25 protein-coding genes are annotated in these 26,947 nt (G+C 73.8%); 9 read left to right on the top strand and 16 right to left on the bottom strand.

From position 1 onward, the window contains the following. The 5 genes from AR3_RS23045 to AR3_RS23025 all read right to left on the bottom strand — a co-directional run. Window positions 1–627 (bottom strand): PAS domain-containing protein (locus AR3_RS23045; RefSeq protein WP_157406749.1); only part of this gene is annotated, 627 nt, incomplete at its 3' end. Window positions 628–747: 120 nt separating this feature from the next. After that, window positions 748–1,500, bottom strand: coding sequence for an ANTAR domain-containing protein (locus AR3_RS23040; protein ID WP_227023348.1), 753 nt, complete (start codon window positions 1,498–1,500; stop codon window positions 748–750). Window positions 1,501–1,698: 198 nt separating this feature from the next. Next, window positions 1,699–2,124 carry a CBS domain-containing protein gene (locus AR3_RS23035; protein WP_067916717.1) on the bottom strand — a complete coding sequence of 142 codons (426 nt, stop codon included), beginning with the start codon at window positions 2,122–2,124 and terminating at the stop codon, window positions 1,699–1,701. A 170-nt stretch (window positions 2,125–2,294) separates the two neighbouring features. Further along, the gene (locus AR3_RS23030; protein ID WP_067916716.1) at window positions 2,295–2,759 is read right to left on the bottom strand and encodes an SSI family serine proteinase inhibitor; all 465 of its coding nucleotides are present in this window, start codon (window positions 2,757–2,759) and stop codon (window positions 2,295–2,297) included. Between the two features lie 184 nt (window positions 2,760–2,943). After that, the gene (locus tag AR3_RS23025; protein WP_067916714.1) at window positions 2,944–3,513 is read right to left on the bottom strand and encodes a sigma-70 family RNA polymerase sigma factor; all 570 of its coding nucleotides are present in this window, start codon (window positions 3,511–3,513) and stop codon (window positions 2,944–2,946) included. A gap of 719 nt (window positions 3,514–4,232) precedes the next feature. Between AR3_RS23025 and AR3_RS23020 the strand changes: the two genes are divergently transcribed. Together AR3_RS23020 and AR3_RS30790 are read left to right on the top strand one after the other, a co-directional pair. After that, window positions 4,233–5,129, top strand: a complete 897-nt coding sequence (locus AR3_RS23020) for a hypothetical protein (protein WP_227023349.1) — start codon at window positions 4,233–4,235, stop codon at window positions 5,127–5,129. 1,057 nt (window positions 5,130–6,186) lie between these two features. Beyond that, a complete protein-coding gene (locus AR3_RS30790; RefSeq protein WP_146150365.1) occupies window positions 6,187–7,026 on the top strand; it encodes a hypothetical protein in 840 nt (279 codons plus the stop codon). A gap of 2 nt (window positions 7,027–7,028) precedes the next feature. Here AR3_RS30790 and AR3_RS23010 read toward each other — a convergent pair whose 3' ends face one another. The 6 genes from AR3_RS23010 to AR3_RS32360 form a co-directional block, all read right to left on the bottom strand. Then, the gene (locus tag AR3_RS23010; protein ID WP_067916710.1) at window positions 7,029–7,919 is read right to left on the bottom strand and encodes a hypothetical protein; all 891 of its coding nucleotides are present in this window, start codon (window positions 7,917–7,919) and stop codon (window positions 7,029–7,031) included. A 55-nt stretch (window positions 7,920–7,974) separates the two neighbouring features. Further along, complete coding sequence (locus AR3_RS32680) at window positions 7,975–9,444, bottom strand: sporulation protein (RefSeq protein WP_169803876.1); 1,470 nt, start codon at window positions 9,442–9,444, stop codon at window positions 7,975–7,977. A 214-nt stretch (window positions 9,445–9,658) separates the two neighbouring features. After that, window positions 9,659–11,077: a M16 family metallopeptidase gene (locus AR3_RS23000; RefSeq protein ID WP_227023350.1), complete on the bottom strand. Its 1,419-nt coding sequence runs from the start codon at window positions 11,075–11,077 to the stop codon at window positions 9,659–9,661. After that, window positions 11,074–12,330, bottom strand: a complete 1,257-nt coding sequence (locus tag AR3_RS22995) for a M16 family metallopeptidase (protein WP_067916707.1) — start codon at window positions 12,328–12,330, stop codon at window positions 11,074–11,076. The genes AR3_RS23000 and AR3_RS22995 overlap by 4 nt, the downstream gene beginning before the upstream one ends. Window positions 12,331–12,574: 244 nt before the next feature. Next, window positions 12,575–12,979: an STAS domain-containing protein gene (locus AR3_RS22990; protein WP_067916705.1), complete on the bottom strand. Its 405-nt coding sequence runs from the start codon at window positions 12,977–12,979 to the stop codon at window positions 12,575–12,577. A gap of 118 nt (window positions 12,980–13,097) precedes the next feature. Continuing rightward, entirely contained in the window at window positions 13,098–13,808 is a 711-nt protein-coding gene (locus tag AR3_RS32360; RefSeq protein WP_227023351.1) for an ATP-binding protein, read from the bottom strand. 326 nt (window positions 13,809–14,134) lie between these two features. Here AR3_RS32360 and AR3_RS22980 point away from each other — a divergent pair, with 326 nt between their 5' ends. After that, window positions 14,135–15,001, top strand: a complete 867-nt coding sequence (locus AR3_RS22980) for a Sco1979 family transcriptional regulator (protein ID WP_174545477.1) — start codon at window positions 14,135–14,137, stop codon at window positions 14,999–15,001. Continuing rightward, window positions 14,998–15,291, top strand: a complete 294-nt coding sequence (locus AR3_RS22975) for a DUF397 domain-containing protein (protein WP_067916703.1) — start codon at window positions 14,998–15,000, stop codon at window positions 15,289–15,291. The genes AR3_RS22980 and AR3_RS22975 overlap by 4 nt, the downstream gene beginning before the upstream one ends. A 122-nt stretch (window positions 15,292–15,413) precedes the next feature. Here the strand turns inward: AR3_RS22975 and AR3_RS31820 are convergent, their stop codons facing one another. After that, window positions 15,414–17,153: a serine/threonine-protein kinase gene (locus AR3_RS31820; RefSeq protein ID WP_067916701.1), complete on the bottom strand. Its 1,740-nt coding sequence runs from the start codon at window positions 17,151–17,153 to the stop codon at window positions 15,414–15,416. 249 nt (window positions 17,154–17,402) lie between these two features. Continuing rightward, on the bottom strand, window positions 17,403–17,582 hold the full coding sequence (locus AR3_RS22965) for a hypothetical protein (protein WP_067916698.1): 180 nt from the start codon (window positions 17,580–17,582) through the stop codon (window positions 17,403–17,405). A gap of 190 nt (window positions 17,583–17,772) precedes the next feature. Here AR3_RS22965 and AR3_RS22960 point away from each other — a divergent pair, with 190 nt between their 5' ends. Continuing rightward, on the top strand, window positions 17,773–18,063 hold the full coding sequence (locus AR3_RS22960; RefSeq protein WP_067916696.1) for a hypothetical protein: 291 nt from the start codon (window positions 17,773–17,775) through the stop codon (window positions 18,061–18,063). 324 nt (window positions 18,064–18,387) lie between these two features. Further along, the gene (locus AR3_RS22955; protein WP_083951795.1) at window positions 18,388–19,692 is read left to right on the top strand and encodes a serine hydrolase domain-containing protein; all 1,305 of its coding nucleotides are present in this window, start codon (window positions 18,388–18,390) and stop codon (window positions 19,690–19,692) included. A gap of 57 nt (window positions 19,693–19,749) precedes the next feature. Here AR3_RS22955 and AR3_RS22950 read toward each other — a convergent pair whose 3' ends face one another. Both AR3_RS22950 and AR3_RS22945 read right to left on the bottom strand, forming a co-directional pair. Next, window positions 19,750–20,535, bottom strand: coding sequence for an SDR family NAD(P)-dependent oxidoreductase (locus tag AR3_RS22950; protein WP_067916695.1), 786 nt, complete (start codon window positions 20,533–20,535; stop codon window positions 19,750–19,752). Between the two features lie 31 nt (window positions 20,536–20,566). After that, entirely contained in the window at window positions 20,567–21,499 is a 933-nt protein-coding gene (locus AR3_RS22945) for a threonine/serine dehydratase (RefSeq protein WP_067916693.1), read from the bottom strand. A 305-nt stretch (window positions 21,500–21,804) separates the two neighbouring features. Between AR3_RS22945 and AR3_RS22940 the strand changes: the two genes are divergently transcribed. Further along, complete coding sequence (locus tag AR3_RS22940) at window positions 21,805–23,073, top strand: lipase family protein (RefSeq protein ID WP_067916691.1); 1,269 nt, start codon at window positions 21,805–21,807, stop codon at window positions 23,071–23,073. Window positions 23,074–23,227: 154 nt separating this feature from the next. Continuing rightward, entirely contained in the window at window positions 23,228–24,499 is a 1,272-nt protein-coding gene (locus AR3_RS22935) for an alpha/beta fold hydrolase (protein ID WP_067916689.1), read from the top strand. A gap of 51 nt (window positions 24,500–24,550) precedes the next feature. Here AR3_RS22935 and AR3_RS22930 read toward each other — a convergent pair whose 3' ends face one another. Next, window positions 24,551–25,108 carry a dihydrofolate reductase family protein gene (locus AR3_RS22930; RefSeq protein WP_067916687.1) on the bottom strand — a complete coding sequence of 186 codons (558 nt, stop codon included), beginning with the start codon at window positions 25,106–25,108 and terminating at the stop codon, window positions 24,551–24,553. A gap of 184 nt (window positions 25,109–25,292) precedes the next feature. On the opposite strand from AR3_RS22930, the gene AR3_RS22925 reads away from it, so the two are divergent. Beyond that, the coding region (locus tag AR3_RS22925) for an AfsR/SARP family transcriptional regulator (protein WP_169803875.1) at window positions 25,293–26,947 on the top strand (1,655 nt) is incomplete at its 3' end.

Genomic DNA, 26,947 nt, shown 5'->3' with positions numbered 1-26,947 from the left:
CGTCGGGGGCGCGGACGCCGCTCGGGAGGCGCGCCGGGCGGGCCGCTCCGGCGCGCGCGGGACGCCGTCGGACGGCGCGGCCGCCGCGATCACCATCGGGTCGGGTTCGCCGCGGATCCACACCCGGGCCAGGGTCACCACGGCGTCGACGGGGGCGGCGCCGCCCAGGAAGCGCACCTGCGCGCGGTGCCGCCGCCCGGTGCGCACCACGGCGGCGAACAGCGAGCGCAGCGCGGCCCGGGTCGGCGGATCGCAGAAGGCGGTGAACTGCTTGCCCGACACGTAACCGGGGGAGGTGCCGAGCAGCGCCGCCGCCTGCCGGTTGACGCGGCGCACGCCCGCGCCGCGGTCCAGCAGGAACAGCGGCACGGGCGCCTCCTGGAAGACCGTCCGCAGGACCCGGCGCTCGGTCTCGGCGGAGTCGACGACGCGGCCCGTCTCGGCGCCCTGCCCGGCGCCCAGGGCGCGCAGCGCGGTCAGGGCCAGCTCCAGCTCCGCCAGGGCGGCGTCGAGGGCGGCCCGCGGATCGGCCTCGCGCATGCCGGCGGCCTGGCGCAGTTCGGCGATCCGCGCCTCCAGGTCGCCGATCTCGCGTTTCAGGCTCTCGGGTTCGAGCTGGTCGGGCATGGGCACTCCTGGTGTTCCTGGGCGACGCGGCGGCGGGGACGGGACGGGTGGACGGTTTGACGGTTCGGCCGCCGCCGCGGAGCCCGTGCTCCCCGGGACGCCTGCGGCCCCTCGGACGGTCTAGGGGAGTCCCTGGTGTCCCACGATCCGGCCGGCCAACGCGGTCAGCTTGACGTGCCGGGTCTGGGAGAGGCGGCGCAGCTCGGCGAACGCCTGGTCGGCGTCGCAGCCCAGCGCGTGCATCAAGATGCCCTTGGCCTGGTCGACGACCGCCCGGGACTCGACCGCCTCCTGGAGCTGCACGGCGGTGCGGTGCACCTCGTCGTACTGCAGGCTGTTCGACATGGCGGCGCTGCCCTGCGCCACCAGAAGCGAGGTCAGCGCGTGCTGCCCCTGATCGCCGCGGCCGCCGGAGGTCAGGGCGCGCGGCCGCACCCCGTACAGGCTGAGGGTGACCAGCACGTGCTCTTTCACGTGGGGCGTGGTGGTGAAGCAGCGGATGCCGCGGCGCAGCAGGTCGGCCGTGCTCTCGGGCCACCGCGTCTCGGCCAGGACGTCCTCGGAGACGACGGCCCGGCGGGTGCGGACGACGTCGTACAGCGGCCCGTGGCCGCGCGCCAGCTGCCGGTCGACTTCTTCCGCCAGGTCGGGATGGCTGGCCGAGGACGCCAGCGGTTCGGGGCGCTCGTCGGCGGACCGCGGAGTGCTCCAGCGCACGCCGGACGCGCCCGCGCACCCCGGCACCGCACGGGCCGCCAGTTCGGTGACGCGGTGCAGCGTGCCCACGTCCGAGGACTCCCCCACGACCCCGAGACGGGCGATTTCGAAGGCGAGCCTGTCGGTGAGAACGGATTCGGCCGGCGCCACATCCACGACGGTATCCTCTCGAACGACCGCTTCATACCCTCACGGCGCGATCTGTCCACGAGATCGGCGCGGATCGCCGGGGAACACGCACTCATATATCGGGACGCGCAACAGCCGACAATGGACTTCGCGGGCCTGGTCGGCGGCGCCGCGGGAGTGCGGGAGAGAAGTCCGTGCGGGGGACTCGTACGGGGGCGCGGGGCCTCAGAGGTTCGGCGGCGCCTGGCTGATTCCGGACAGCACGCCCGGGTCGACGCCGCCCGCGCGCGCCAGGTCGCCGAGGGAGACGATGCCCAGCGGGCGCTGCTCGTCGTCCACCACCGGGAGCCGACGGACCGCCTGCTCGCGCATCAGCCGGGCGGCGGTGTCGAGGTCGTCGTCCGGGCCGATCGTCACCAGGTCCGCGCTGCACACCTCGCCGAGCGGGGTGTGGCGGGCGTCCCGCCGCTCGGCCACGCCCCGGACCACGATGTCGCGGTCGGTGACCAGCCCGCACAGCCGTCCGTCCAGCGTGACGAGGACGTCGCCGATCCCCTCGTCCCGCATGATCCGCGCGGCGTCGTACAGGGTGGCGTCCAGTGGCAATGCCCGCGACCCCCGGGTCATGACGTCGCTGACTCTTCGCGACACGTTTGACAGCTCCTTTGCGCTCGTGCGGCGTTGAGATGGCGTGCCTCGCGCCTACCCGTGCGTCGCGGGGGTATGCGCGGCACGGCCGTCCGGCCCGGCCTCGGCCGCGCCGCGCGCCCTCCACCAGGTGAAGGCCCAGGGGGTCGGAAGGTCGACAAGGGTGCGGACGATCAGAACGCGAACACCGATCCGGTCTGGGAGCGCAGCACGCAGTCGTTCGGGTACTGCTTGCGGAAGTTGACCTGACGTCCCCGCCAGGTGCCCTTGGCCGCCGCCACCACGGGCGCGTACATCATGGTGCACACGGTGCCGTCCGGCTCGCGCGCCGGGTTGCCGTTGCGGCGGTTGAGCTCCGCGCACGCTTTCGCGGCCTTCGGATGGCTGCCGCCGTGCGGGTGGCAGCGCAGCGTGACCATGCGGGTCCCGGACGTGTCCTTGGCCGGGTACGTCAAGGTCAGGCGCAGCTCGGAGCGGACGCGGTGTTTCGGAGCGGCGCTCCGCCCGGCGGCGCGGGCCGTCGAGTGATCGGCGGTGTGATCGGCGGTGTGATCGGCGGTGCGGTCGGCGAGGGCGGGCGCGGCGGGCAGCGCCGCCAGGGCCGCGCCGGCGAGCGCGGTCGCGACGAGATGAAGCATGAAATCCCCCGGTGTTATCGCTTCGGTCGTGGTCCAGGAATGGACATGCCCCACTGTAGTCAAGTGACTACGTAGCGTCCGGGAGAGGGTCGAGCAAAGGCGAGAGCCTGCGGTCACCGACGTGACCGCAGGCTCTCGGGAATGCGGGGCGACGTTCTGCTCGTGCGTCGCGGGCGTGCCGCGCTCATGCCGCGAGCGTGTGCGCGCGGCGGTGGTCGGCCAGGGCCTCGCGCAGCTGGCGGCGCCCCCGGTGCAGCCGTGACATCACCGTGCCGATGGGGGTGCCCATCATCTCGGCGATCTCCTTGTAGGCGTATCCCTCGACGTCGGCCAGGTAGACCGCGTCGCGGAACTCCTTGGGCAGCGCCCGCAGCGCCTCGACGATCTCCCCGTCCGGGATGCGCTCCAGCGCCTCGGACTCGGCGGAGCGGAACCCGGCCGCGTGCGTGGCGGCCTGGGAGATCTGCCACTCCTCCAGCTCCTCGGAGCCGGCGCGCTGCGGCTCACGCTGCCGCTTGCGGTAGCTGTTGATGAAGTTGTTGGTGAGGATGCGGTGCAGCCACGCCTTGAGGTTGGTGCCCTCCTTGAACTGGTGGAAGTTCACGTACGCCTTGGCGAGGGTCTCCTGCACGAGGTCCTCGGCGTCGGCGCTGTTGCGCGTCATGCGCACGGCGCTGGCGTACAGCGGGTCGACCAGCGGCAGGACGTCGCGCTCGTACCGCGCGGTGTCCGCCGGGCGGTGCTGGGCAGGCATGGTCGCAGATGGCAAAGTCGCTCCCCGAAGAGGTCGTGACCCGGAGCGGGCCGGTTGCTTGGGCACGGCCGGTGCGTGCTTTCCGGGCGGTTCGGCCGCCCCCTGCAAGGGGTTACGTTTCACCGTTCCGGCCGGTTCGGCGCCGGTGGGTGACGCGGTGCGGCGGGTGTCGTCGCATTCCGCGAAGACGGCTCCCGGAGACCTTCCCCGGTGAGACCGGGCGAACCTGGTCGGATCTCGGCGCCGTGGCGCGCCGGCCGAGCGGGTGCGCGGACCGGCGCGGTTCCTGGAGCGATCCCGTCATCGGGATGTCGCGGGTCGCGCCCGATCGGCGCCGCCACTTCGTCGATGGCGTTCCCAGTAAATAAGACGCCAAAGGTTAGCAGATCGGTTGCGTGGCGTCCGTCACATTTTACTAGTACGCGGCTCTTTCCGTTCCGTTCCAGGGTATAGGGCCGCGTCAAGACGAGCGGGGGCGACCCCTGCCACTCGCCCGGAACGAGCGGACTAAGAGCGCCTCGCAGAAGGGCCCTCCTCGCCGCAAAGCCCTGGACGCGGCGTGCGCGCCGCCCACCCGGTCTTCGCTGGAGATCGAACACGCCCGGCGCTCGACAGGAGATTGTCGCTGTTGCGACAGATTCTGGCGGACGCCGGTTGGTGGTGCGATCGGTAGTCGACGGCCCGTCCGCCGCGGGCGGGCACGGCGACTTGGGGGTCAGGTGGGCGAACTGCTGACGCTGCCGGTTCCGGAGACCCTGCGCGCCACGTACGTCGCAGCGCTTCCGGCGCCGACCGCGGACCCGCGCGAGCTGGTCCGCGAGCGGGTCGCCCGGCACGTCGCGCCGCCGCTGCGCGACCTGGTGCTGGGCATGCTCGACAGTCCCCTGATGGCGCTCGACCTGCGCTCCGCGGAGGACGTCCCCCCGCCGCCCGCCCGGCTCCTGGCCGCCTACGGCGCCACCCGCGCCGACCTGGCCGCCTTGGCGGCCGCGTCCCATCTGCTGGTCGTGCACGCCTCCTACCGTCCGGGCTGGCCCCCGGCGCACGAGTGGGCGGCCCGCGCCGCCGCCGGAGCGGTCGGCCGCCCCGTCGTGGACGTCTTCACCCCGCAGGTGCTCGCCGCCGACCTCCTGGAACGCTCCCTGCCCGACCCGGACGGCGCCGTCCGCCTCGTGGACTGGATGCTCCTCCCGCACACCGCCGGACGGCACGGCTTCTGGTTCACCACCCGGGGCCTGGCCCGCTTCGGCCTGCCGGAGCTGCAGACCGAGAACGTCCCGCCGCCCCTGGTCGAGACCTGGGGCCGGTTCCTCAACGGCGTCGCCCGCCGCCTGCTCGACCTGTGGCTCGCCGCGCTGTCCGCCGGCGCGCCCCCGCCGGTCGTGGAGCTGCCCGAGATCGTCTCCGTCGGCCTGCAGGACGTGGCCGCCGCCCACGGCGAGCGGACCGTCCTGCGCCGCGAGGTGGCCGTGCGGCTGCGCCTGGACCCGGTCGACACCGGCGACGGCGAGGAACCCGTCCTCACCGTGCTCGCGGCGGACGACGGCCCCGACCGGCTGGAGCACCTGTGCGCGGCGCTGTTCGGCTCCTCGTCCCCAGCGGCCGGATGGTCATGATCGCGCGTCCCGCCCGTCGCCTTGCCGACGATCATCTCCGCGGCGCAGGATCGGGAACGTGAGAACCGGCCCGCGCGACCGCCCGCGTCCCGAACCCGAGCCCGGGGGGCCCGAGGAGCCCGATCCTCCCGTCCCCCACCCGGGCGACGTCCACGTCGCCGGACGCCGCTTCGTCCGCCGCGCACAGCGGCCCGCCGACTGGAGCCCCGTCCGCACCGACACCCCGTCGGCGGCCGCCGCACCCGGTGCCCACGACCTGCCCCAGACGGCCGCGGGCTCCATGGCGTCCGGCACGTCCGCCTCCGCGCCACCCCACGCCGCCCGACCACCCGGAGCATGGGAGCAAGCAGGCCCTCCACCGCAGGCGCGTGGGCAAGCCCCCGATCGCACTGCCCCTGTCCACATGCCCGGCCCCGCTGCCGGGACGGGTGTCGAGCCGGGGGTGTCGGGGGCGTCGGGACCCGCGCCTGCGCAGTCGGGTAGTGCGGCTGAGTTCGCTGCGGGTGCCGCGCCCACGTCGTCGAATGGGGCCACTGGGGCCTTTGACGGTTCTGCGGACTGGGTTCGGGCGGGTGAGCGACCGATTCCTCCGCTAGAGCCATCGGGTCACGGCTCGCAGCCGGCTGAGCCTGGTGGTGCGTCATCTGCGGCCGCGGGGGAGACGTCTAGTCCTCCCGCCGAGCCGAGTACGTCGGGTGCCGGGGCGACGTGGTCGGGGCCGTCTGGAGCGTCCGCGGACTGGGTTCCCGCCGGAGAGCGACCGGTTTCTCCGCTAGAGCCGTTCGGGCATGGCGCGGAGCGCGCCGAGCCGGGTGCGTCGCAGTCCGGCGAGGTGGCTGATCTTGCTGCGGGTGCTTCGACGGATGCGTCCTCGGCCGTGTCGGCGGAGACCTCCGGCGGATCCGCGGACTGGGCGCCCGTGACGGAACGGTCGGGGCGCTCGGCGGAGCCGGCCGGTCACAACGCCGAGCGTCCGGCCGATCACGCCGTGGAGAGCGGCGGTGCGGCGGAGCCTCCGCGCCCGGCGGAGTCGGGCCAGATCGACGGAAGGGGGAGAGTGGAGGACGAGCCTCGCGAGGTCCGCGCCGTCGCCGCGACGATCGATGGTGACCCGCCGCCGGTGACGTTCTCGAAGGAGCCGGACGGCGTCATGGCCGCCCCGGAGCGGCGTGAAGCGCTGGTGGAGGAGTTCATCGGCGAGTTCGTCGGCAGCGGCGCCTGGCAGGCGATGCTGGCCGTGCTCGAAGGGGCGTTCCCCGGGCTGGGGCTGGCGGCGCGGCTGGATCGCGGGGCCGACGGCCTGTGGGAGATCACGGACGTCCTCGACCGGACGGGCGGCACGCGGCTCGGCGTGCCGGTGTGGCTGGACGACGCGGGGATGGTCTTCGACCTCAGCGCGCACCGGTCCCGGGGCGTGCGGACCGTCCGACCCCAGAAGCGGGCGCGGGCGTCGTGGCCGTACGCGGGGGCGTTCGTCATCGACACGCTCGACCCGCTGCGGTACCACCGGGCCGTCGGAGGGCCGATGGCGCCGGGCGCCCGGCCCGGCAGGCCCCGCGAGGGGGCGCTGGCCGCCGCGCCGCCCGGTGAGGACGACGACACCGGCGTGGTGATCGTCGCCGATCTGACCGCGGCGGGGGTCCGCATCTTGGACTCGGCGGCGCTGTGGCGCCACGCGGGACGCATCGTGGCGGCCGCGCTGCACGACCCCGCGCGGCCCGACAGCCGGGCGCGGGCCCGCCGGGCGCTCGGCGCGCTGCGGCGGGTCGTGGTCGTCGACCCCGGCCTCGGGCTCGGGCTGTGCCTGCGCGTCGACGCGTCCCGCACGCCCCGCTGCCTGCTGGCGTTCGGCATCGACCGCACCGGGGCGCAGGCGCCGCGCTTCCTGCGCCCCTGACGTCAGTCCTCCGACAGCAGCCAGCTCAGGTCGCAGCGCCGGTCGTCGGGCAGCTCGCGGATGCGGGCGGCCAGCTCCCACGGCTCGTCGGCGGTGCCCGCCTCGTCGGCGAGCAGGCCGCAGATCAGGGCGCTCGGCGTGCGGACGGCGGTGAACGCGCCCAGGCGGGCGACGCCGCCGCCGCGCAGGTGCGCCAGCTCGGTCAGCAGCGCGGCGAGCGCCGACGGGTCCCCCGCGTCGTGCAGGCCGCGCGCGTCGGCGAACAGCTCCTCGGCCAGCGCATCGGGGCGCCGCCCGGACAGCTGGAACGCGGTGCCGCGGTACGCGCCGTTCCCCGCCGCGGCGTCGCGCCGTTCGCGCAGCCGCACCTTCAGCCCGTGCTCGGCCGCGAGGCGCTCGAACGCCTCCGCCAGCAGGGCCTCCGCCTCGCCCTCCTCGCTGAGCAGCAGGCCGGGGGCGACGCCCTCGTCGCGGGCGAGCCGGTCGAGCATCTCCTGCCGCAGCTCCGCGGTGACCTGCTCCACCGCGTCCAGCGAACGGGCCAGTCCGCGCTGCGCCTCCCGGTCGAGCTCCAGCCCGTCCAGCCGCCCGGACAGCGCGGTCAGCTCCTGGTCGAGCCGGTCCAGCCGGTCCTCGATGGCGCCGAGCCGGTCGAACAGCTCGTGCACCACGCCCGCGTCGGGCTCGGCCGGTGCGGGCGCGGCGGCCGCGGCGTCCGGCGGACGGGCCGCGGCCTCGGCGCGCACCGCGTCCAGCTTCTCGGTCAGCCGCGCGACCTCGCCGTGCAGCAGGCGCAGTTCGGCCTGCGCGCGCGGGAGTCTCTTGTCGAAGGCCAGGTAGAGCTCGCGTCCGGCGATCGCCAGGCAGAGCAGCACCACGGTCAGCGTCGTCATCGGGCTCCTCGGAAGGGGCGGGCGTTCCCGACCCTAACCAGCCGGCGACGCATGGTCACCCGAACAGGCCGCCGAGCAGTTCGCCCAGGGCCTCGCCGATGCCTCCGGCGACCTCCCCGGCCACCTGGCCGGCCACCTCCCCGGCGGCGCCGCGCGCCGCCTCCGCCGCGACATCGGCGGCATATCCGGCGGCGGCCTGTGCGGCGGCGTCCTGCGCGTACGCGGCGGCCGACCCGACCGCGTTGCCCATCGCGTCGAACGCGGCGCCGGCGGCCATACCGCCCGCGACGCCCGCGGCGGCCACTCCTCCGGCGGCGGCGATGCCGCCCCAGTGGGGATGGTGCTTGCCGTGGTAGCGCGGCGGCAGGGGCTGCGGGTGCGGGCCGTGCGGCCCAGGCGGGGGAGCGTAGTGGTTGGGGGCCGGTCCCGGGTGGGGCGGCGGGGGGTACGGGTGGGGGCCGCTCGGGTGACCGCCGGGCACCGGCGCCGGGCCGTGCGCCGGGGGAGGAGTGTGCCCCGGGGGCGGAGTGTGGTGAGCCGGGCCGGTGCCATGGGGCGTCCCATGGGGCGGCGTGTGCCCGGGCATGGGGGAGCCGGGGCCGGGCGCGGGCGGCGGGAACCCCTGCCCCTGCGGACCGGGATTGCCGTAGGCGGCGGCCGCGGCGCCGACGCCGTGCCCGGGCGGGGCGCTGTGCGGGCCGGTGGCGGAGGGCCCTGGGGGCGGCAGCACGCCGTGGTGGCCCGGTTGCGGGGCCGGGGACGGCGGCCCGTAGGAGGAGGGGCCGTGCGCCGGTCCCCGGGCCGCGGCGGCGTCGAGCCACTGCCCGATCTTCACCGTCCAGTCGATCTGAGCGACCTCGTCATGCGGGAACCGGAAGCGTCCGAGGCCGTCCTCGGAGCCGGCACGGCCCGACCGCGGATCGGCGGCCAGCACCACCGCCAGCTCCCGCGGACTCGCCACGAAGCTCAGCCCGACCTCGCCGATCCGCCCCCGGTAGGCGGGCGGCGGCACGAGCCGGATCTGCTGGTAGAAGGGCAGGTGCTGGGCGACGCCGGGCAGCTTGGCCTGTTCGAACGCGACGTTGTCGATCTTGAAGCCGAGGCGGGAGACGGCGGCCAGCACCCACTGCTGGGACTGCAGCGGCTCCACCGAGATGGGGTCCACGTCCCCCGGGTCGGGCTGGCCGACCGCGTCGACCTCGGTGCACAGGCCGATGGTGAAGCCGGGGAGCTCCCGTCCCAGCACGGTGGTGAACGGCAGCTCGTACGGCAGCGGAATCGAGAACGACAGCGTCCGCTCCTGCCCGGGTTCCAGCCGGAAGGCGCGGGTCAGCGCCCCCCGATACACCTCGGGGCCGGCGGTCGGCCGGCCGTAGGCACTGTCCATGCGCGGCATCAGCGCCATGGTGACGTGCCGGATCTCCACCGGGGCGGCGCCGCCGCGCAGGTGCACCTTGCCCGCCACGGCGCCGCCGGGACGGCAGTGCGGCTGGTCCAGGATCGTCTCCACCGAGGGGCCGCTCATGGGACCGCCCGGAGGGCCGCCCAGGGGCCCGCCCGAGGGGCCGCCGGCCCCGTAACCGCCCGGCATCTGCCCATAGGACACTGGCCGATTCCCCTCTCGCGATCGTGGGGCCGCTCCCCGCACCTCTCCGTCGAATTCCACCATGCCATCGGTTCGCGCCGAAAAGCGGAACATTCGGGACGGAAGACAGGCGACCGTCCCCGCGCGGCGATGGTCAGCCGTCGGCGTTCTCCTTGGCGGTCTCCTTGGCGGTGACGGTGACGGGCGCGTACCCGAGGTCCTCCAGCGGTCCGCGGATCTGCGCGGCGTCGCCGACCGCGACGACGGTCAGCGCCTCCGGGGCGACGTGCTCGGTGTAGGCGCGCGTCACATCGTCCGGAGTGGCGGCGCGCACCGCGTCCAGGTAGCGCCTCGGGTAGTCGGGCCCCAGGCCGCCGGCGCAGGCGTCGGCCAGCTCCGCGGCCACCGCCCGTGCCGTCTCGTACTCGGCGGGGGCCCGGTCGGCGAGCGCGCGCACGGACGAGGCGCACTCCTCCTCGCTGACGCCCCGCTCGGCGATGCCGCGCAGCTCGGCGAGCGCGTCCTTCACCGCGTCCGCCGTCACCTCGGTGTGCACGGCGCCCTGGGTGATGAACAGGCCGCAGTAGCGCAGCCGCAGCAGCCCGGCGCGCACGCCGTAGGTGTAGCCCTTCTCCTCGCGCAGCACCGCGTTCAGCCGCGACGTCAGCCCCCCGCCGAGCACGTGCCCGGCCACCGTCAGCAGCGGCCAGTCGGCGTGCGCCCGGGACGGCACGGGGTGCCCGATGCTCAGGTACGTCTGCACGGAGCCGGGGCGGTCGACGATGACGATCCGCGGACCGGCCGTCGGCATGATCGTGTCGGCGGCGGGCAGCGGCTCGCCCGAGGCGCTCCAGCCCTCCAGCGCCGCCGTGAGCGCCGCGTCGGCGTCGACCCCGGACAGGTCCCCGGCGACGACCGCGGTCGCCTCCGCGGGCACTACGGAGCCGTAGAACGCCCGGACGTCGGCGCCGCCGATCGCCTCCACCGTGGCGGGGGTGCCGCCGGTCGGCCGGGACGCGCGCGCCTCGGCGGGGAACATCACCGCCCGCAGCTCCCGCATGGCGCGGCTGCCGGGGTCGGCGTCCTCCTGGGCGATCTCCTCCAGGCGTTCGCGGACGAGCCGCTTGACGTCCGCGTCGGCCAGCGCGGGACGGCGGATCACCGACGACAGCAGTTCCAGGGCCGGGACGAGCCGGGTCACCGGAACGTCCAGGGCGATGCGCAGCGCGGTCAGGTCGGCGGAGGCGAACAGGCTCGCGCCGAGCCGTTCGAACGCGGCGGTCAGCGCGGTGCCGCCTCCCGGCTCGGTGCCCTCCAGCAGCGCGCGCGCCGTGAGCGTGGCGACGCCGTCCGCACCGTCCTTCTCCCGGCCCGCGCCCGCCTGCAGGACGAGGCGGACCGCCGCGAGGCGCCGCCCGGGAAGGTCGCAGCGGAGCGTGGCGGGGCCGTCCGGGACGCGTCCTTCCGCGCCGGCCGGGAACGCCCACGCCGGGACGGGCCCCGGGACGGGGCGCGGCTGCAGCGCGATACCCGTGCCGGCGGCCCCGGCCGTGTTCGCGGCGGACTCGGTCAAGAGGCACCTCCGTACGTCAGGACGGTCCGGGCGCCCGGCGCCAGCCAGCGCCGCGCCATGGCGGTGATCTGGTCGGCGGTGACGGACGCGGCGCGCTCGGGCGCGGTGAACACGCGCGCCGGGTCGCCGAACTGGGTGGCGTTCTGCGACAGCGCGTTGGCGAGCCCCGTCACCGTCTCGGTCTGCTCCAGGAAGCCGCGCTCGGCCTGCGCGGTGGCCCGGGCGGTCTCGTCGGCGTCCGGGCCCTCCTCGGCGAAGCGGGCCAGCTCCTCGTCCAGCACCTCGGCGATCCGGTCGGTGTCCGGGCCGATGGCCTCCACCAGGGCCAGGGAGGGGCCCGACGCCAGCCGCGTCACCCCGGCCCACACCTCCGTGGCGATCTGGTCGCGCCGCACCATCCGGTCGTAGAGGCGCGATCCGGAGCCGCCGCCGAGGATGTCCACGGCGAGCTCGGCAGCCTCGATGTCGTCGCCGCCGTCGGACGGCAGGGTGAACATGGCGAAGTAGGCGGGAGAGGGCACCTCCTCGTCCACCTTCTCGGCCTTGATCTCGGTGAGGGGGCCGAGGTCGCCGGGGCGGGCGGGCGGCGTCTGCGGACCGGCGGGGATGCCGCCGAAGTAGCGCTCCACCGCGGCCAGGGTCGCCTCCGGGTCGACGTCGCCGACGATGGACAGCACCGCGTTCCCGGGCGCGTACCAGGTGGCGAAGAAATCGATGCAGTCCTCCAACCGGGTCGCGTCGAGGTCCTCCATCGACCCGATGGGGGTATGCGCGTACGGGTGGCCTTCGGGGAACGTCAGTCTGCACAGGCGCTCGAAGGCGGTCCCGTAGGGCTGGTTGTCGTAGCGCTGGCGGCGTTCGTTCTTCACCACGTCGCGCTGGTTGTCGAGGTTGGCCTGGGTGAGCGCGGCGGGCAGCGTCCCCATGCGGTCGGCCTCCAGCCACAGCGCCAGTTCCAGGTGGCTGACGGGGACGGTCTCGTAATAATTGGTGCGCTCGAACGACGTGCTGGCGTTGAACGTGGCCCCGGCGCTCTCCAGGAGCGCGGCGTGCTCGCCTTCGGCGACGTTGGCCGACCCCTGGAACATCAGATGCTCGAAGAGGTGCGCCAGGCCGGTGCGTCCGGCGCGTTCGTGCCGCGAGCCCACCCCGTACCAGATGTTCACGGCGGCCAGCGGCACGACGTGGTCCTCGCAGACCACCACGCGCAGGCCATTGCCGAGCGTGTGCTCATGCAGCGGCTGTTCTGCCACGGAGCGCTCCCGTCCGGTCGATGGATCTGTCGTCGGCGACAGCACCGCGCGCGTCGGCGGCACTGGCCAGGGCGGCGGGCTTGATCTGTGTTCACCGTACCGGGTCGCACGCCCCGTGGAGGCGGGTCCGGCCACGGGGGCGCACGCGGCTTCGGACGGGCCGTCGCGACGGCGCCGAGGAGCCGGGAAACCGGGGCGGAAAGGGTGGTGCCGGAGTCGTGCTGGCAGAGCCGCGGCGGGAGGGTCAGGCGGTGCGCTTCGGGTCGGTCCGGCCGGTGCTTCCGTCGGTGCGCTGCGCCGCCGCGGCCGACTCGTGCGCCGCGATCGCCTCGTCCAGGGTGCGGTGCAGGACGAAGATCTTGGTCAGCTGGGTGATGTGGAAGACGCGGCGGACCCGGTCGTTGACGCCCACGAACGCCATCGAGCCGTCCCGGCCGCGCAGCCGGTGGTAGATGCCGACCAGCACGCCGAGGCCGGTGGAGTCCAGGAAGGTGACCTCGCCGAGATCGATGATCAGGTGCAGGCGGCCCTCGTCGATGATGTCGAGCAGCGTCTCGCGCAGCCGGGGGCTGGTGAAGACGTCGATCTCCCCGCGGATCGTGACGATGGTGAGGTCCTTCTCGACCCGGTGGTCGACGGAGAATTGCACCGCGTTCTCCCTGTCAGCTGTGAGATGGGCCCTATACCCCGCGCGCACGCGGGTATCCCAGGCGCCCACCGCGCCGAACTGCCGCGGGCTCGGGGCCGGGCGGCCGGTCCGGTGCGGCTCAGGGACGGCGGAACAACGCCCAGACGACCTTGCCCCCGGGCAGGGCCCGCCACCCCCATCGGTCGCTGAACGATTCGACGATGTGGAGACCTCGGCCGGTCTCGGCGATGAAGTCCGGCTCCTTGCGGCGGGGGGCTGCGGGACTGGCGTCCATGATTCCACACAGCAGCCAGGAGCCCTGGTAAAGCAGCCGCAGCCGGATGTCCATGGGGGCGGACCCCAGCGGGTCGAGCGAGGGGCGGTAAGCCGCTCCGTGGGGGCGGTAAGCCGCTCCGTGGCAGGCGCTTTCAGGAGCGGCCGCGCCATACCCCTCTGTATAGGGGGACGAGTCTGTATAGGGGGACGGGCGGTACGCCATGGCGTCGCGGCATCCGGTGACGTCGCGATAACCGGCCGTGCCCGGGAAGGTCGGCGTGCCGCGATAAGCGGTGGGGCCCGGCTGGGCCGACCCGTGGGAAGCGGCGCCGCCGCTGTGCCGCAACGCGTTGGTGACCAGTTCCGAGACCACGAGACCTACGTCGTCGCAGAGAGACGCCATCCCCCATTCGTCGAGGTGGCAGAGGGCGAAATGGCGCGCCTCGGTGACGGACTCCGGTTCGGGGAGGACGGTGAAAGAGAGCGCACGGCCCGTGGGGGAGACCAGCACGCGCAGGGCTTCGTCCAGGTACGGGGGCAGGTCCAAGGATTCGGGGACGGGCGTCGACTGCACGGCATCGTCCTGTGTGCCCGCCGACTCCACGAGGGGGGCGGTTCCCCATCGTGTGTCGTCGTGCGCGTGGCGTGACGTCATTCCCCGGACCCCGCAGAGTGATCTCGTTGTGCAGCCGTGGCTCGGAAGTCTCGTGCGTTATCCTGCGCATCGTAGCGTGCTAATGCAAGGCCCAATGCACGTGCATCTGAACGGGCGAGCTCGACGAGACGCCGCCACGCGGCGGGATTGGGAGGTAGCGGCAGGACACTGACCCCAGTGGCACACTAAGTTCATTTTCCGGCTCTGCCGGAAACGCTGTCCGCCATGTAGCCGGGAGGTTGGGCGTGACTCCAGAGACGCCGGGTGCCGGATCCACGGTGCGCCGGATCCTGCTCGGCTCACAGCTGCGTCGCCTGCGCGAGGCGAAGGGCGTGAGCCGCCAGGAGGCCGGCTATGTCATCCGCGCGTCCGAGTCCAAGATCAGCCGACTGGAGCTCGGGCGGGTCAGCTTCAAAGAGCGCGACGTGGAAGACCTGCTCACGCTGTACGGCGTCACCGACCCCACCGAGCGGGAGGCGCTGGTGCAGCTTGCGCGGGAGGCCAACACCCCGGGATGGTGGCACCGCTACAACGACGTGCTCCCCAGCTGGTTCCAGACCTACGTGGGCCTGGAGGAGTCGGCGACCCTGATCCGGACCTACGAGCTGCAGTTCGTCCCCGGGCTGCTGCAGACGGAGGGGTACGCGCGGGCGGTCATCCGCCAAGGCAACGCCGGCGCCCCCGAGCACGAGATCGACCAGCGCGTCGAACTGCGGATGCAGCGCCAGGAACGCCTCACCGGCCCCAACGCGCCACGGCTGTGGGCGGTGCTGGACGAGGCGGCGCTGCGCCGGCCCATCGGCGGGCCCGAGGTGATGCGGGGCCAGTTCGAGCATCTCATCGAGATGTCGAAGCTGCCCAACGTCACCATCCAGATCATGCCGTTCCGGTTCGGCGGGCACGCCGCCGAGGGCGGGGCCTTCACCATCCTGCGCTTCCCCGAGCAGGACCTGCCGGACGTGGTTTACGTGGAGAACCTCACCGGCGCGATGTATCTGGACAAGCGCGACGACGTCGACACGTATCTGCAGGCCATGGAACGCCTGTGTGTCGACAGTGCGACCCCGGAACGCACCGTCGAGCTACTCGGTGACCTTCTCAGAGAGACATGATGCTCCAGACCGACAACGGCAAGAGTTCATCGACCACTTCCTGCGTCCCCGCCGCGTACAACGGCATGTCCGCCGCCAAGCTCCACGGAGCGCGGTGGCAGAAGGCACGGCGGAGCAACTCGCAGGGCAACTGCGTGGAGATCGCGGAACTTCCCGGCGGGCGGGTGGCCATGCGCAACTCCCGCCATCCGGAGGGGCCCGCGCTCATCTACACGCGTCCTGAGATCGAGGCGCTGATCCTCGGCGCCAAGGAGGGCGAGTTCGACCATCTGATCGCCGCCCGGAACTGAACGCCCGCGACCCGCTCGCGGACCCGCACGGGGGCAGCTGCAAGATCACGTCCTCCCCGCTGACGTGATCTTGCAGCTGTCTCACGGGGCCCGTCGTACGGTCGACTCGGCGACGCCGAACCTCACCCGCAGTTCCCGTACGGGGCGGCCGTGGAGCCGCTTCCGAAACGCACGCACACGCCCGGTGCCGACACGTACACGGGCCCCGCATACCAGGCGTACGACCCGCTGTCGGTCACCTGCCCGCCGCCCTTCCGCTGGATCCACACCGACGCCGGGGAACGCGTGCCCACGTTGCGCGTCTTCATCATGACGGCGCAGTTGTACCCCGAACTGTTGTAGAGCAGGTACGCCGTTCCCCCTGGGACGGCGAGCGAGCGCTGCACGTAGTAGCCCCCGCCGTGCGGCCCGGAGTTGCAGACCTGCTGCGGGGTGTACTTGTTGGGCGGCTCCTTGGTCCTGCCCGGCCCGCTCTGGCCGCCGCCGGTGGGCTCCCCGCCGCCGGGACGTGTCTGTCCTCCTCGCCTGTCGCCGGTTCGGCCGTTCCGCCCGTCCGCCGCCTTGCGCTGCGGCGACCTCGACGCGGCGCCGGAACGTCGGCCGGAGGCATCGGTGCCGTTGCCGAAACCCGCGGCGTCATTCGGGGACGACGGCCCTCCCTGCTGACCGACGGCGGCTGCCTGTTCCTTGCCGGGATCGTCGCCGCCTGCGCGGGTCGCCGCCCACACCGAGCCCCCTCCCACCACGGCGGCGACCGCGGCGGCCGCGGCCAGGGGAGCCAGGCGCCTCGCCTTCGACGGCTTCAGCGCACCCCCGCCCGGCGGCGAAGGCGGGGCCGCGAAAGGCAGCGGATGCGGCGTCGTTTGAGGAGTCGCCTGCGGAGCCGTTTGAGGAGTCGTTTGAGGAGTCGTCTGAGGCTGGGTCTGCGGGTTGGTCTCGGGCGACGTGTTCTCCCTGAGCGGACCGTCCTGCGGTACCCACGGCGCGGGAGGCGGCGCGGCGGGCGTCGCGGCCGCAGGCGCGGCGGCCGGGGCCCCGGACGCGGCCGCCCCCACGAGGCGCTCTTGAGCCTGCCGGGCCGTCGGCCGCTGCCGCGGGTCCTTGGCCAGGCAGTCGGCGACCACCTCCCGCAACGGGCTCGGCAACGCCCCCAGGTCCGGCTCGCCGGTGAGGATCCGGTGCATCACCGCCGCCATCTCGTCGTTGCCGAAGGCGGGACGGCCGTTGGCGGCGAACACCATCGTGCTGCCCCAGGCGAACATGTCCGAGGCCGGGCCCACCTCGGCCCCGGTGAAGTGCTCCGGCGACATGTAGGCGGGGGTGCCGACGTTCTGCGTCTCGCCCGCCGCGTCCAGCGCGCGGGCCACCCCGAAGTCGATCACGCGGGGCCCGTCCGGGCCCATCATGACGTTGTGCGGCTTGAAGTCGCGGTGGACGATGCCGGCCTGGTGGATGGCGATGAGCGCGGTCAGCGTGCCGACGGCCAGCCGCTCCAGCGCGCCCCCGGTGCGCGGGCCCTCCTTCTGGACCAGGCGGAACAGGGACCGTCCCGGCACGTACTCGCTGACGATGTACGGCCGGTCGCCGTCGACGTCGGCGTCCAGGACCTGCGCGGTGCAGAACCGCGCGACCCGCTTGGCCACCTCCAGCTCCCGGACGAACCGGGCCCGCGCCGCCTCGTCCACGGCCTGGCCCGCGTGCAGCAGCTTGACGGCGACGGGATCGGTGCCGCCGACCCGGCGGCCGAGGAAGACCGAGCCCTGCCCGCCCTCGCCGAGCCGCCCGACGATCTCGTACGCGCCCAGCCGGGTCGGATCGCCCGGGCGCAGCGGCCGGGCATCCGGCATCGTCTGGTCCGTCACACCACTCTCTCTCCGTCGCATCGGACACGTGCCTAGTCAGACTATGTGTCGAGCGCGGCATGCGGTGCCGAAGGCGGAGATATCACCGTGCGGCCCGGTATGACGTGCATGCGCCGCTACGGGGCGCGCCCGCCGTCGGGCGGGCCGGGCGGCGCGGGCCCGTCTCCGTGGCGAGCGTCCCCCCCGTGAATGCACGAGCCTCCGAGACGGTGCTCGCGCACCGCCGCGGAGGCTCCAGTCCGGTTCGCGTCAGGCGGTTTCGGTCGTCGGCTCGGACCGCCGGCGCTCCGCCCGGCGCTCCACGCCCGGCGGCGCCTCCTTCTCGTGATGCCGTTCGAGCCGCGCCGCGACCGCGAGCGCGCGTAGCGAGGTCGACTTGATGTGCTTTCGGGAGCGGTTCGGGCGCGGCCTGGGAATGCTGCTGTGCACGATGACCTCCTAGAACACGCGCAGTGACAAGGTGCTACCCGACAAATCGGATCTTGCACGCGTCACAGTGCAACTCCAAGGTCATCCGAACTATTCCGAGTCTCCGCTCATTTTTTGCCCGAGCGGTCGTCGACGGGAGAGACGTACCCAGCCTTCTCCTCCGGCGGCGGGGTGCGGCTTCGGGGCGTCCGTGCTGATGGCCGGCGTGTACCTGCTCCCGACGACCGTGCTGATGCTCCTCGTCTCTCCGCTGGCGGGCGGGCTCGTGCGCACGACGTCCGCGGCGACCATGGTGGCGGCCGGCTCGGTCGCCGCGGCGATCCTCGCGTCCGAGACGGTCGGCGGCACCGGCGTCCCTACGGGGCACGCCTACCAGACCAGCTTCGCCATCTCGGCGGTCGCGGGGGGACTGGCCGCGCTCTCCGCCGCCTGGTTCGGCTGGAGGAACCGGTCGCGAGCGGCGTCTCCCTCGGCCGCCTGATCCGGCCCCGGCCGGCCTTCGGCGATCGCCGGGCCGCCCGCGCCGGTCTCAGCCCGCGCGGCGCCCCCTTCGAGTGCCGTACGGGCTGTGCCGTCCGGTCTTCGCTGGTCGGCCGTTGACGACGCAGGCCGTGGGTTCGTCCGCCCTCCGAGTGTTCGCGATGTCGTAGGTCACATATAGCCGCCGGTTCGTCTTGTCGGCCCTGTCCTGCCGTACAGATTGATGAGGCCCAGGAAAGATGTCGATCTCACACTGAAATCGGATGACATCTCGCGCGCGGCCTAGAAGACTCGGATATCCGCGATCAAGTGAAGAGAGGCGGAAATGGCGGCGAGGCGGTTCAGGCGGCTGGGACGGCTGGCGAGCGCGGGAGCCGCGGCCCTGGCCCTCCTGGCCGCGCTCGTGCCGGGGCCCGCGCAGGCCCGCACCGCGCCGCTCGCGCCTTCCGCGGCCCCCGCGGGCCTGGACGCGGCCAAGCTGCGGGCCACGCTGGACGCCACGCACGCCGCCGGGATGCCCGGGCTGTACTCGTCGGTCCGGGACGGCGACCGCACGTGGAAGGGCGCGTCCGGGGTGGCGGACGTGCGCACCGGCCGGCCCGTCCGTCCGGACATGGAGCACCGGGTCGGCAGCATCACCAAGACGTTCGTCGCCGCGGCCGTTCTGCAACAAGTGGAGCGGGGCCGCATCCGGCTGGACGCCCCTATCGGCGATTACTTGCCCGGTGACGTGTCGGGTGAGCGCGGCAGGCGGATAACGGTGCGGATGCTGCTCAACCACACCAGCGGCATCGCCGACTACATCGCCTCGGCGTTTCCGTCACTGCAGGAACCGTCCGCCGACAGCCTGGACGAATACCGGCTCCGCAAGCTGAAGCCCCGACGGCTCATCGAATGGGGGCTGGAGGCGCCGCCCACCGGCGACCCGGGAGCCCAGTGGTCGTACTCCAACACCAACTACATCGTCCTGGGACGCCTTCTGGAGAAGGTGACCGGGACGAAGGCGGAGACGTACATCACCCGCGAGGTGATCCGCCGGGCGGGCCTCAAGCACACCTACTTCCCCGACGGCCCGGCGCTCCGCGGCGCCCACTCGCGCATGTACGAGGCGCTGTACGGGTTCATCCCGACGCCGCGCGACTACAGCTTCTACGACATGTCCTGGGCGGGCACGGCCGGCGCTCTGGTGTCCACCATGGACGACCTCAACGCCTTCTACCGCGCCCTGTTCACCGGCAAGATCATCGGACCGGCCGCGCTGGAGGAGATGCGCCGCACCGTCCCCGTCCGGGACGCCGACGGCAACGTCGTGATGTCCTACGGCCTCGGGCTCTACGCGCTGGACCTGCCGTGCGGCACGTTCTGGGGCCACGACGGCGCGGTGTGGGGCGCCGGGACGCAGGTGCTGAGCAGCGAAGGCGGCGGCCGCCAGGTCGCGTTCGGCTTCAACCTGACCAAGTACCAGGAGCTGAACGGCGAAGGCCGCCCGATCCCGCACCCGATCGACAACGCCCTGGCCGCGCACGCGGTCGAGGCGCTGTGCGGCGCGCAGGAGCCGACGGCCACCGCCCAGATGGCGCAGCGGCCCGTGCGGGTGACGCCCCTGCAGCTGCAGGCGCCCCGCCCCTGAGCCAAGGCACGCCCCCGGGCCTGAGCCAGGCAGGCCCGTTGTCGGGAAGGCCCTGCGTCAGGAGGGCGGCTCGTACGCCTCAGGGTCGTGCGCCAGCACGGAGCGGCCCCCGTCGACGGGAATGGTCGCGCCGTTGATGAAGCTGGCCTCGTCCGACAGCAGGTGGACGATCGTGGCGGCGACCTCTTCGGCGCGGGCGACGCGTCCGAGGGGGTGCAGGCGCGCCATCTCCGCTTCGATGTGCGCCGCCCCCTCGGGACCCTGCCGGGCGAGGAACTCGTCGTAGCGTTCGGTGCGCACCGAGCCCGGCGCCACGGCGTTCACGCGGATGCCGCGCGGGCCGTACTCGACGGCGAGCGCGCGCGTCAGTCCTTCGATCGCCGCCTTGGCGGTCACGTACGGCGTGCATCCCGGCACCGCCTGACGGGCCTGGTGCGAGGTGACGTTGACGATGGCGCCGCCCGTCCCGGCCGCAAGGAAACGCCGTACGGCCGTGGCGCATCCGGTCAGGGGCGCGCCCACGTTGACGGCGATGAGGTCCATGACCTCCCGGGGGGACGCGGAGTGCAGTGAGGCGTCCCGGAAGACGGCGGCGTTGTTGACCCAGCCGGCGAGCCTGCCCGCCTTCTCGGCCAGGTCCGCGGCGCGCGCGGCCACGGCCTCGTCCCCGGCGTCGCCCGTCACCGCGTGCACGCGCGCCGCGGCGGGATGGCGCCGCGTCCAGTCCAGCGCCGTCTCGTCCAGTTCGATCGCGACCACGTGGGCGCCGTCGGCCAGCAGCCGCTCCACCACGGCCCGGCCGATGCCGCGGCCGCCTCCCGTCACGACGTAGGAATCCGCCATGCGGTCACTTTAATGAACTATTCCGGTCACTTTAAAGTGACGCGGGGTCGGTGTTGCCGCCGCACAGGACGACGGCGACCCGCTCGCCGGGGGCGGGCCGGTAGGCGCCGGTGCGCACCGCGGCGACGGCCGTGGCGGCGGCGTGCTCGACGAGCAGCCGGTACCGCTCCCACAGCCACCGCCGCGCCGCCGTGATCGCCTCGTCCGGCACCAGGACGGACCGCACCCCGGTGCGCACCGCGACGTCGAAGGCGATCTGTCCGAGCCGGGTGGCGCCGAGCGCGTCGGCCGCGACGCCGGACACCTCCACGTCGACGGGCGCGCCGGCCCGCAGGGCCCGGTGCAGCGTCGGAATGCCCTCGGGTTCCGCGCCCACGACGCGGACGCGCCCTTCGACGGCGGCGGCGATGCCCGCCATCAGCCCGCCGCCGCCGACGGCCGCCACGATCGTGTCGACCTCTCCCGAGGTCTGTTCGAGCAGTTCGAGTCCGAGCGTGCCCTGGCCGGCGCAGATCTCGGGCTGGTCGTAGGCGTGGCAGAACAGCGCCCCCGTGTCGGCGCAGCGCTTGGCGGCGGCCTCGTACGCGTCCGCGTATTTGGCGCCGACCTGCACGACCTCGGCGCCGAGCGCGCGCAGCCCGGCCACCTTGACCGCCGGGGCGGTCTCGGGCACGTAGATCTCCGCCGCGACGCCCAGCTCGGCGGCGGCGTACGCCACGGCGAGCCCGGCGTTGCCCCCGGACGCCGCGACCACGCCCGCGTCGGGCAGCGCCCCGGCCTCGGCCGCCGACAGCAGGCGGTTGAACGCTCCGCGCGCCTTGAAGGAGCCGGTGTGCTGGATCTGCTCCAGCTTCAGCCACGTGCGGGCGCCGTCGGCGAAGGGCCGCGTCTCCAGCACCGGCGTCCTGCGGATCCGACCGGAGATGCGCGCCGCGGCGGCCCGCACGTCGGAGGCATCGATCACTTGGCGACCTCTCCTACGAGACGATGCTCGGCCGGCACCACGGTACGCCTACCGGACCGGCTCGAAGGAGGCGGGCAGAGCGCGCGGACCGTTCCGCGGGCGCCGCCCCCGGTGGCCTGCCGAAATGCGGCGGTTTACTGGACGATTTGTCAATGAGTTGCTAACGACGGCTCCGGGCGTGTGGCGCCAGCTCATACACCTGCGGGGACTGCGGAGCGACAGTCGTCACCGAACGCTGTCCAACGCCGCCGGGCCCTGTCGAGTGGGGGCCGAGGGGGCCGGCGGCCACCACCCCTGGAGTGGCGATGAGACTTCGTGCTGGTGTGGCGTCGGCCGTGCTCGGTGCGGCGCTGACGATTCCGGTGGCGACCGCGCAGCAGGCGTCCGCGGCTCCCTCGCTGTGCACCGCTTCGGAGGGCGACATCTACGCCGCCGCCCCGGCTCAGGTCGACGGCGCCCCTGGCGATCTGCTGGCCTGTCGCGAGGTGAAGCTCCCCGGCGTGAGCGGCGTCTTCCTGAAGGCGTGGAAAGTGCGCTACGTGTCGACCAATGTCAAAGGCGCCAAGACGGTCGCGACCGGATTCGTGGCGGTGCCGCAGACCGCGTGGACCAAAGGCGGGTCACGTCCCGTCGTCGCCTTCCACCCGGGCACGGCGGGCCTCGGCCCCCAGTGCGCGTTCTCCAAGCAGATGACCGGGGCCTACGTCGACCACTACGAGGCGCCCAACATCGCCGAATTCCTCAAGGCCGGTTTCGCCGTGGCCGCGACCGACGGACAGGGCTACATCGACGGCCGGGTCCACACGTACATGGTGGGACGAGAGGCGGGCCAAGCCGTCCTCGACATCGCGCGCACGTCCCGGCAGATCCCCGGCGGCTCCCTGCGGCCTGACGGCAAGGTCGGCATCGCCGGATACTCCGAAGGCGGCCAGGCCGCCCTGTGGGCCGCGCAGCTCGCCGCCTCCTACGCGCCCGAGCTGGACGTGGCGGGCGCCGCGGCCGGGGGCGTTCCCGGCGATCTGAAGGTGACGGCCGCGGGCCTCAACGGCGGCCTGTTCGCCGGGTTCGCCGCGGACGCGCTGATCGGGCACAACGCCGCCTACCCGGACATGCCGTTCGACGAGCTCTTGAACGACGTGGGCCGCAAGGCGGTGGCGGACGCGAAGAAGCTCTGCCTGTACGGGACGCTGGGACGGTTCCTCGGCGCCCGCGTGGAGAACTTCACCAAGGACAAGCTGACCCTCGACCAGATCTGGCAGCTGCGCGGCCCGGACGGCACCTGGGGCGAGCTCGCCGACCGCAGCAGGCTCGGCGTGGACATCGGCACGCCCGCGTCGAACGCCCGGTACAAGATCGGCTTCCCGGTGTTCCAGTACCGCGGACTCCTGGAGGAGATCATCCCGACCGAGACCGAGGACGCGACCCGCGCCGCCTACTGCGCGGCGGGCATCACCACAACGTGGAAGGCCACGTACGTGGGTGAGCACCTGACCACCGACTGGCTCGCCGCCGGGGACGTCACCCGCTTCCTGGCGGACCGCTTCGAGGGCAAGCCCGCCACCGGCAACTGCTGACCCGTCGCGCCCTCAGGAGCGCGGCGCCGACGACGAGGCGCGGCCGCTGGTCCGCCGGCGCGCGGTCCGGGCGGGGAAGCGAACCGGCCGCCCGGACCGCGGGTCGCCTCCGTCCGGTGACCCGGGCGCCCGCCGCAAGCGACATAGTGGGGGCATGCAGTCTGCGTTTCGTCGTCCTGGGCTCGTCTGCAAAGACCACGTGCTGGAAGTGCCGCTGGACCACGCCGACCCGGCCGGACCCGCCATCGAGGTCTACGCGCGGGAAGTGGTGGCGCCGGGCAAGGAGGACAGCGACCTGCCGTGGCTGCTGTTCCTCCAAGGCGGGCCGGGCCACAAGGCGATCCGGCCCGGTGCGGACCCGGGGGCGTGGCTGGACCGCGCCCTGCGCGAGTACCGGGTGCTGCTGCTCGACCAGCGCGGCACGGGACGCAGCACTCCCGCCAACCGGCAGACGCTCCCGGCGGACCCGGCCGAGGCTGCCGCGTACCTGCGGCACTTCCGCGCCGACTCCATCGTCCGGGACGCCGAGCTGCTGCGCCGCCGGCTCATCGGAGACCGGCCGTGGAGCGTGCTCGGCCAGAGCTTCGGAGGCTTCTGCGCGGTCACGTACCTGTCGCTGGCGCCGGAGGGCCTGCGCGAGGCGTTCATCACCGGCGGGCTGCCGAGCCTCACGGCCGGACCGGACGAGGTCTACCGCGCCGCCTATCCGCGCGTGCTGGCCGCCAACGAGCGGTACTTCGCGCGCTATCCCGACGATCAGGAGATCGTGCGCCGCATCGTGCGGCATCTGCGCGAGCGCGACGTGCGGCTGCCCGGCGGGGAACGCCTGACGGCCCGCCGGTTCCAGACGCTCGGCATCGGCCTCGGCTCGTCCGTGCAGTTCCACAACCTGCACTACCTGCTGGAAGAGGCGTTCATCGGGCGCGACGAGCTGTCCGACGCCTTCCTGCGCGCGGTGGACGCGGCCGTGTCGTACGCCGCCCGCCCCATCTACGCGCTGCTGCACGAGGCGTGCTACTGCCAAGGGACCGCCTCCCGGTGGTCGGCACACCGGGTACGCGACGAGTTCCCGCAGTTCGCGTTGGACGGCGACGGGCCGGTGCGCTTCGTCGGGGAGATGATCTACCCGTGGTTCTTCGAGGAGGACCCGGCGCTGCGGCCTCTGCGCGAGTGCGCCGAACTGCTCGCCGCATACGAGGACTGGCCGGACCTGTACGACGTGGACCGGCTGGCCGCCAATGCGGTGCCGGTGGCCGCCGCCGTGTACTACGACGACATGTACGTGGACCGCGACCACTCGCTGCAGACCGCCGACCGCATCGCGGGCCTGCGGACGTGGGTGACCAACGAGTACGCCCACAACGGCCTGTCCGCCGACGCGCGCGTCCTGGACCGCCTGATCGCCATGGTGCGCGGCGAGGCGTGACCCCGGCGGAGGCGGCCCGGGCCGGGGCCGCCGTTCCGCTCCCCGCGGGTGTCACCCGGCGGCGGCCGGGCGGTAGTCCAGGACGATGGTGCCGGACGACGCCATGACGGTCGTGCCGGCCAGCGTCCACTTCGACAGCGGGGCCCCGTCGCGGAACATCTTCTTGCCCGAGCCGACCACGACCGGGTGCAGCCACAGCTTCAACTCGTCCAGCAGGCCGTACTCGATGAGCGAGTCGACCAGTCCCATGCTCCCGTAGACCAGGATGTCCTTGTCGTACCGCTTCTTCAGGGCGGCGATCTCCTCGCGGACGTTCTCCCGGATGACGGTCGAGTTGTTCCACTCGGCCTTCTCCAGGGTGGTGGAGACGACGTACTTGGGCAGGGTGTTCATGCGGACGCCGAACTCCCCGGTCTGCTCCTCCATGTTCGGCCACGAGGCGGCGAAGCCCTCGTAGGTGACGCGGCCCAGCAGCAGCGCGTCGCTGGCGAACAGCTGGCCGTGGGCGAACGTGGCGTGCTCGGGGACGAAGTACTCCATCGTCCACTGGTCCGGACGCTCCGCGACGCCGTCCAGCGAGACGTAGCTCAGCGCGACGATGTTGCCCATGTGCTCTCCTCCGTGCGGTTCCGTCGGGTAGGGGTGCTCGGCGCGCGGATGACGACGGCCGCGGCCTGTCCGACATCTCCGCCCCCCGTGGTCCCCGTTGCGTGACGAGACGAGGGTGCCCGGAGGCGTTTACGGGATCTTTACGGTCTGTCTTCGGCTGGTCGGAGCGGTTATCGTGCCGCTCATGCGGTTCGGGGTGCTGGGGCCCGTGGCGGTGTGGACCGACGACGGCTCGCCGGTCGCGGTGCCCGGCCGGAAGGTCCGCGCGCTCCTGGCCGACCTGCTCGTGCACGAGGGCCGCCCGGTGCCCGCCGACCGCCTCATCGACGACCTGTGGGGCGCGCGCCCGCCGGGCAACCCGGCGCTCGCGCTGTCGGCCAAGGTGTCCCAGTTGCGGCGGGTGCTGGAGGACGCCCAGCCCGGCGGCCGGGCCCTGGTCGAGACGCGGCCCGCCGGATACGTCCTGCACATCGGCGCGGACGGCCTGGACGCCGTGCGGTTCACCGACATGCTCGCGCGGGCGCGGCGCACCGACGACCCCGCCGCCCGGGCGGAGCTGCTGCGCGACGCGCTGGCGCTGTGGCGCGGCCCCGCGCTCGCCGACTTCGCCGACGAGCCGTTCGCCCAGCCGACGATCACCAGGCTGGAGGACCTGCGGCTCGCCGCGCTGGAGGACCACGCCGAAGCGCGCCTGGCGCTGGGCGAGCACGCCGCGACGGCCGCCGAGCTGGGCGACCTGGTGGCCGCCCACCCGCTGCGCGAACGGCTGCGCGCCCTGCACATGCGCGCCCTCTACCTGGCGGGGCGGCCGCGCGAGGCGCTGGAGAGCTTCGCGTCGCTGCGCGCGCAGCTGGCAGACGAACTGGGCCTCGACCCGGGCCCGGAACTCGTCGCGCTGCACCGGGCCATCCTGACGCAGGACCCGTCCCTCGGCGGCCCGCCCCGGGGGAACCTGCCCGCCCCCGTCTCCGAGCTGATCGGGCGGGACGCGGCCATCGCGGAGATCGAGGCCCGGCTGCGCGGCGACCGGCTGGTCACGCTGACCGGGCCCGGCGGCGTCGGCAAGACGCGGCTCGCGCTGGCCGTGGCGGACCGGGTCGCGGCCGCGTTCCCCGACGGCGCCTGGCTGGTGGAGCTGGCGGCCTACGAGCCGCCGCCGACCGCCGGCGACCCGCTCGGCCCGCTGACCGACATGGTGATGGCGGCCCTGGACGTCCGCGACCCGCCGGGGCGCGGCACGCCCGTCGAGCGCCTCGTCGCGGCGCTGCGCGCCCGGCGGATGCTGCTCGTCCTGGACAACTGCGAGCACGTCGTCGAGCAGGCCGCCGAGCTGACCGACCGGCTGCTGCGCGGCGTCCCCGGGCTGCGCGTCCTGGCGACCGGCCGGGAACCGCTGGCCGTGGCCGGCGAGGTGGTGTGGAGCGTGCCGCCGCTGCGCGTGCCCGCCCGGGACGCCGACCCGCGGGAGGTGGCGCGGTGCGACGCGGTCCGGCTGTTCGCGGCCCGCGCGGCCGCCGCCGCGCGCGGTTTCGCGCTCGACGAGCGGAACGCCGGGGCCGTCGCCGTGCTGTGCCGGCGGCTGGACGGCATCCCGCTGGCCCTGGAACTGGCGGCGACCCGGGTGCGGGCGCTCGGCGTGGACGGGCTGGTGGCGCGCCTGGACGACCGGTTCCGGCTGCTGGCCGGCGGCCGCCGCGGCGCCCCGCCCCGCCAGCAGACCCTCCTGGCGATGATCGACTGGAGCTGGGACCTGCTGACCGAGCCGGAGCGGGCCGTGCTGCGCCGCCTGTCGGTGCACGCCGACGGATGCACGCCGGAGGCGGCCGAGGCCGTGTGCGG

Origin of the sequence: Actinomadura rubrobrunea NBRC 15275, from assembly GCF_001552235.1 — a bacterium.
Taxonomy (GTDB): Bacteria; Actinomycetota; Actinomycetes; order Streptosporangiales; family Streptosporangiaceae; genus Spirillospora; species Spirillospora viridilutea.
This window is presented reverse-complemented; position numbering and strand designations above follow the sequence as displayed.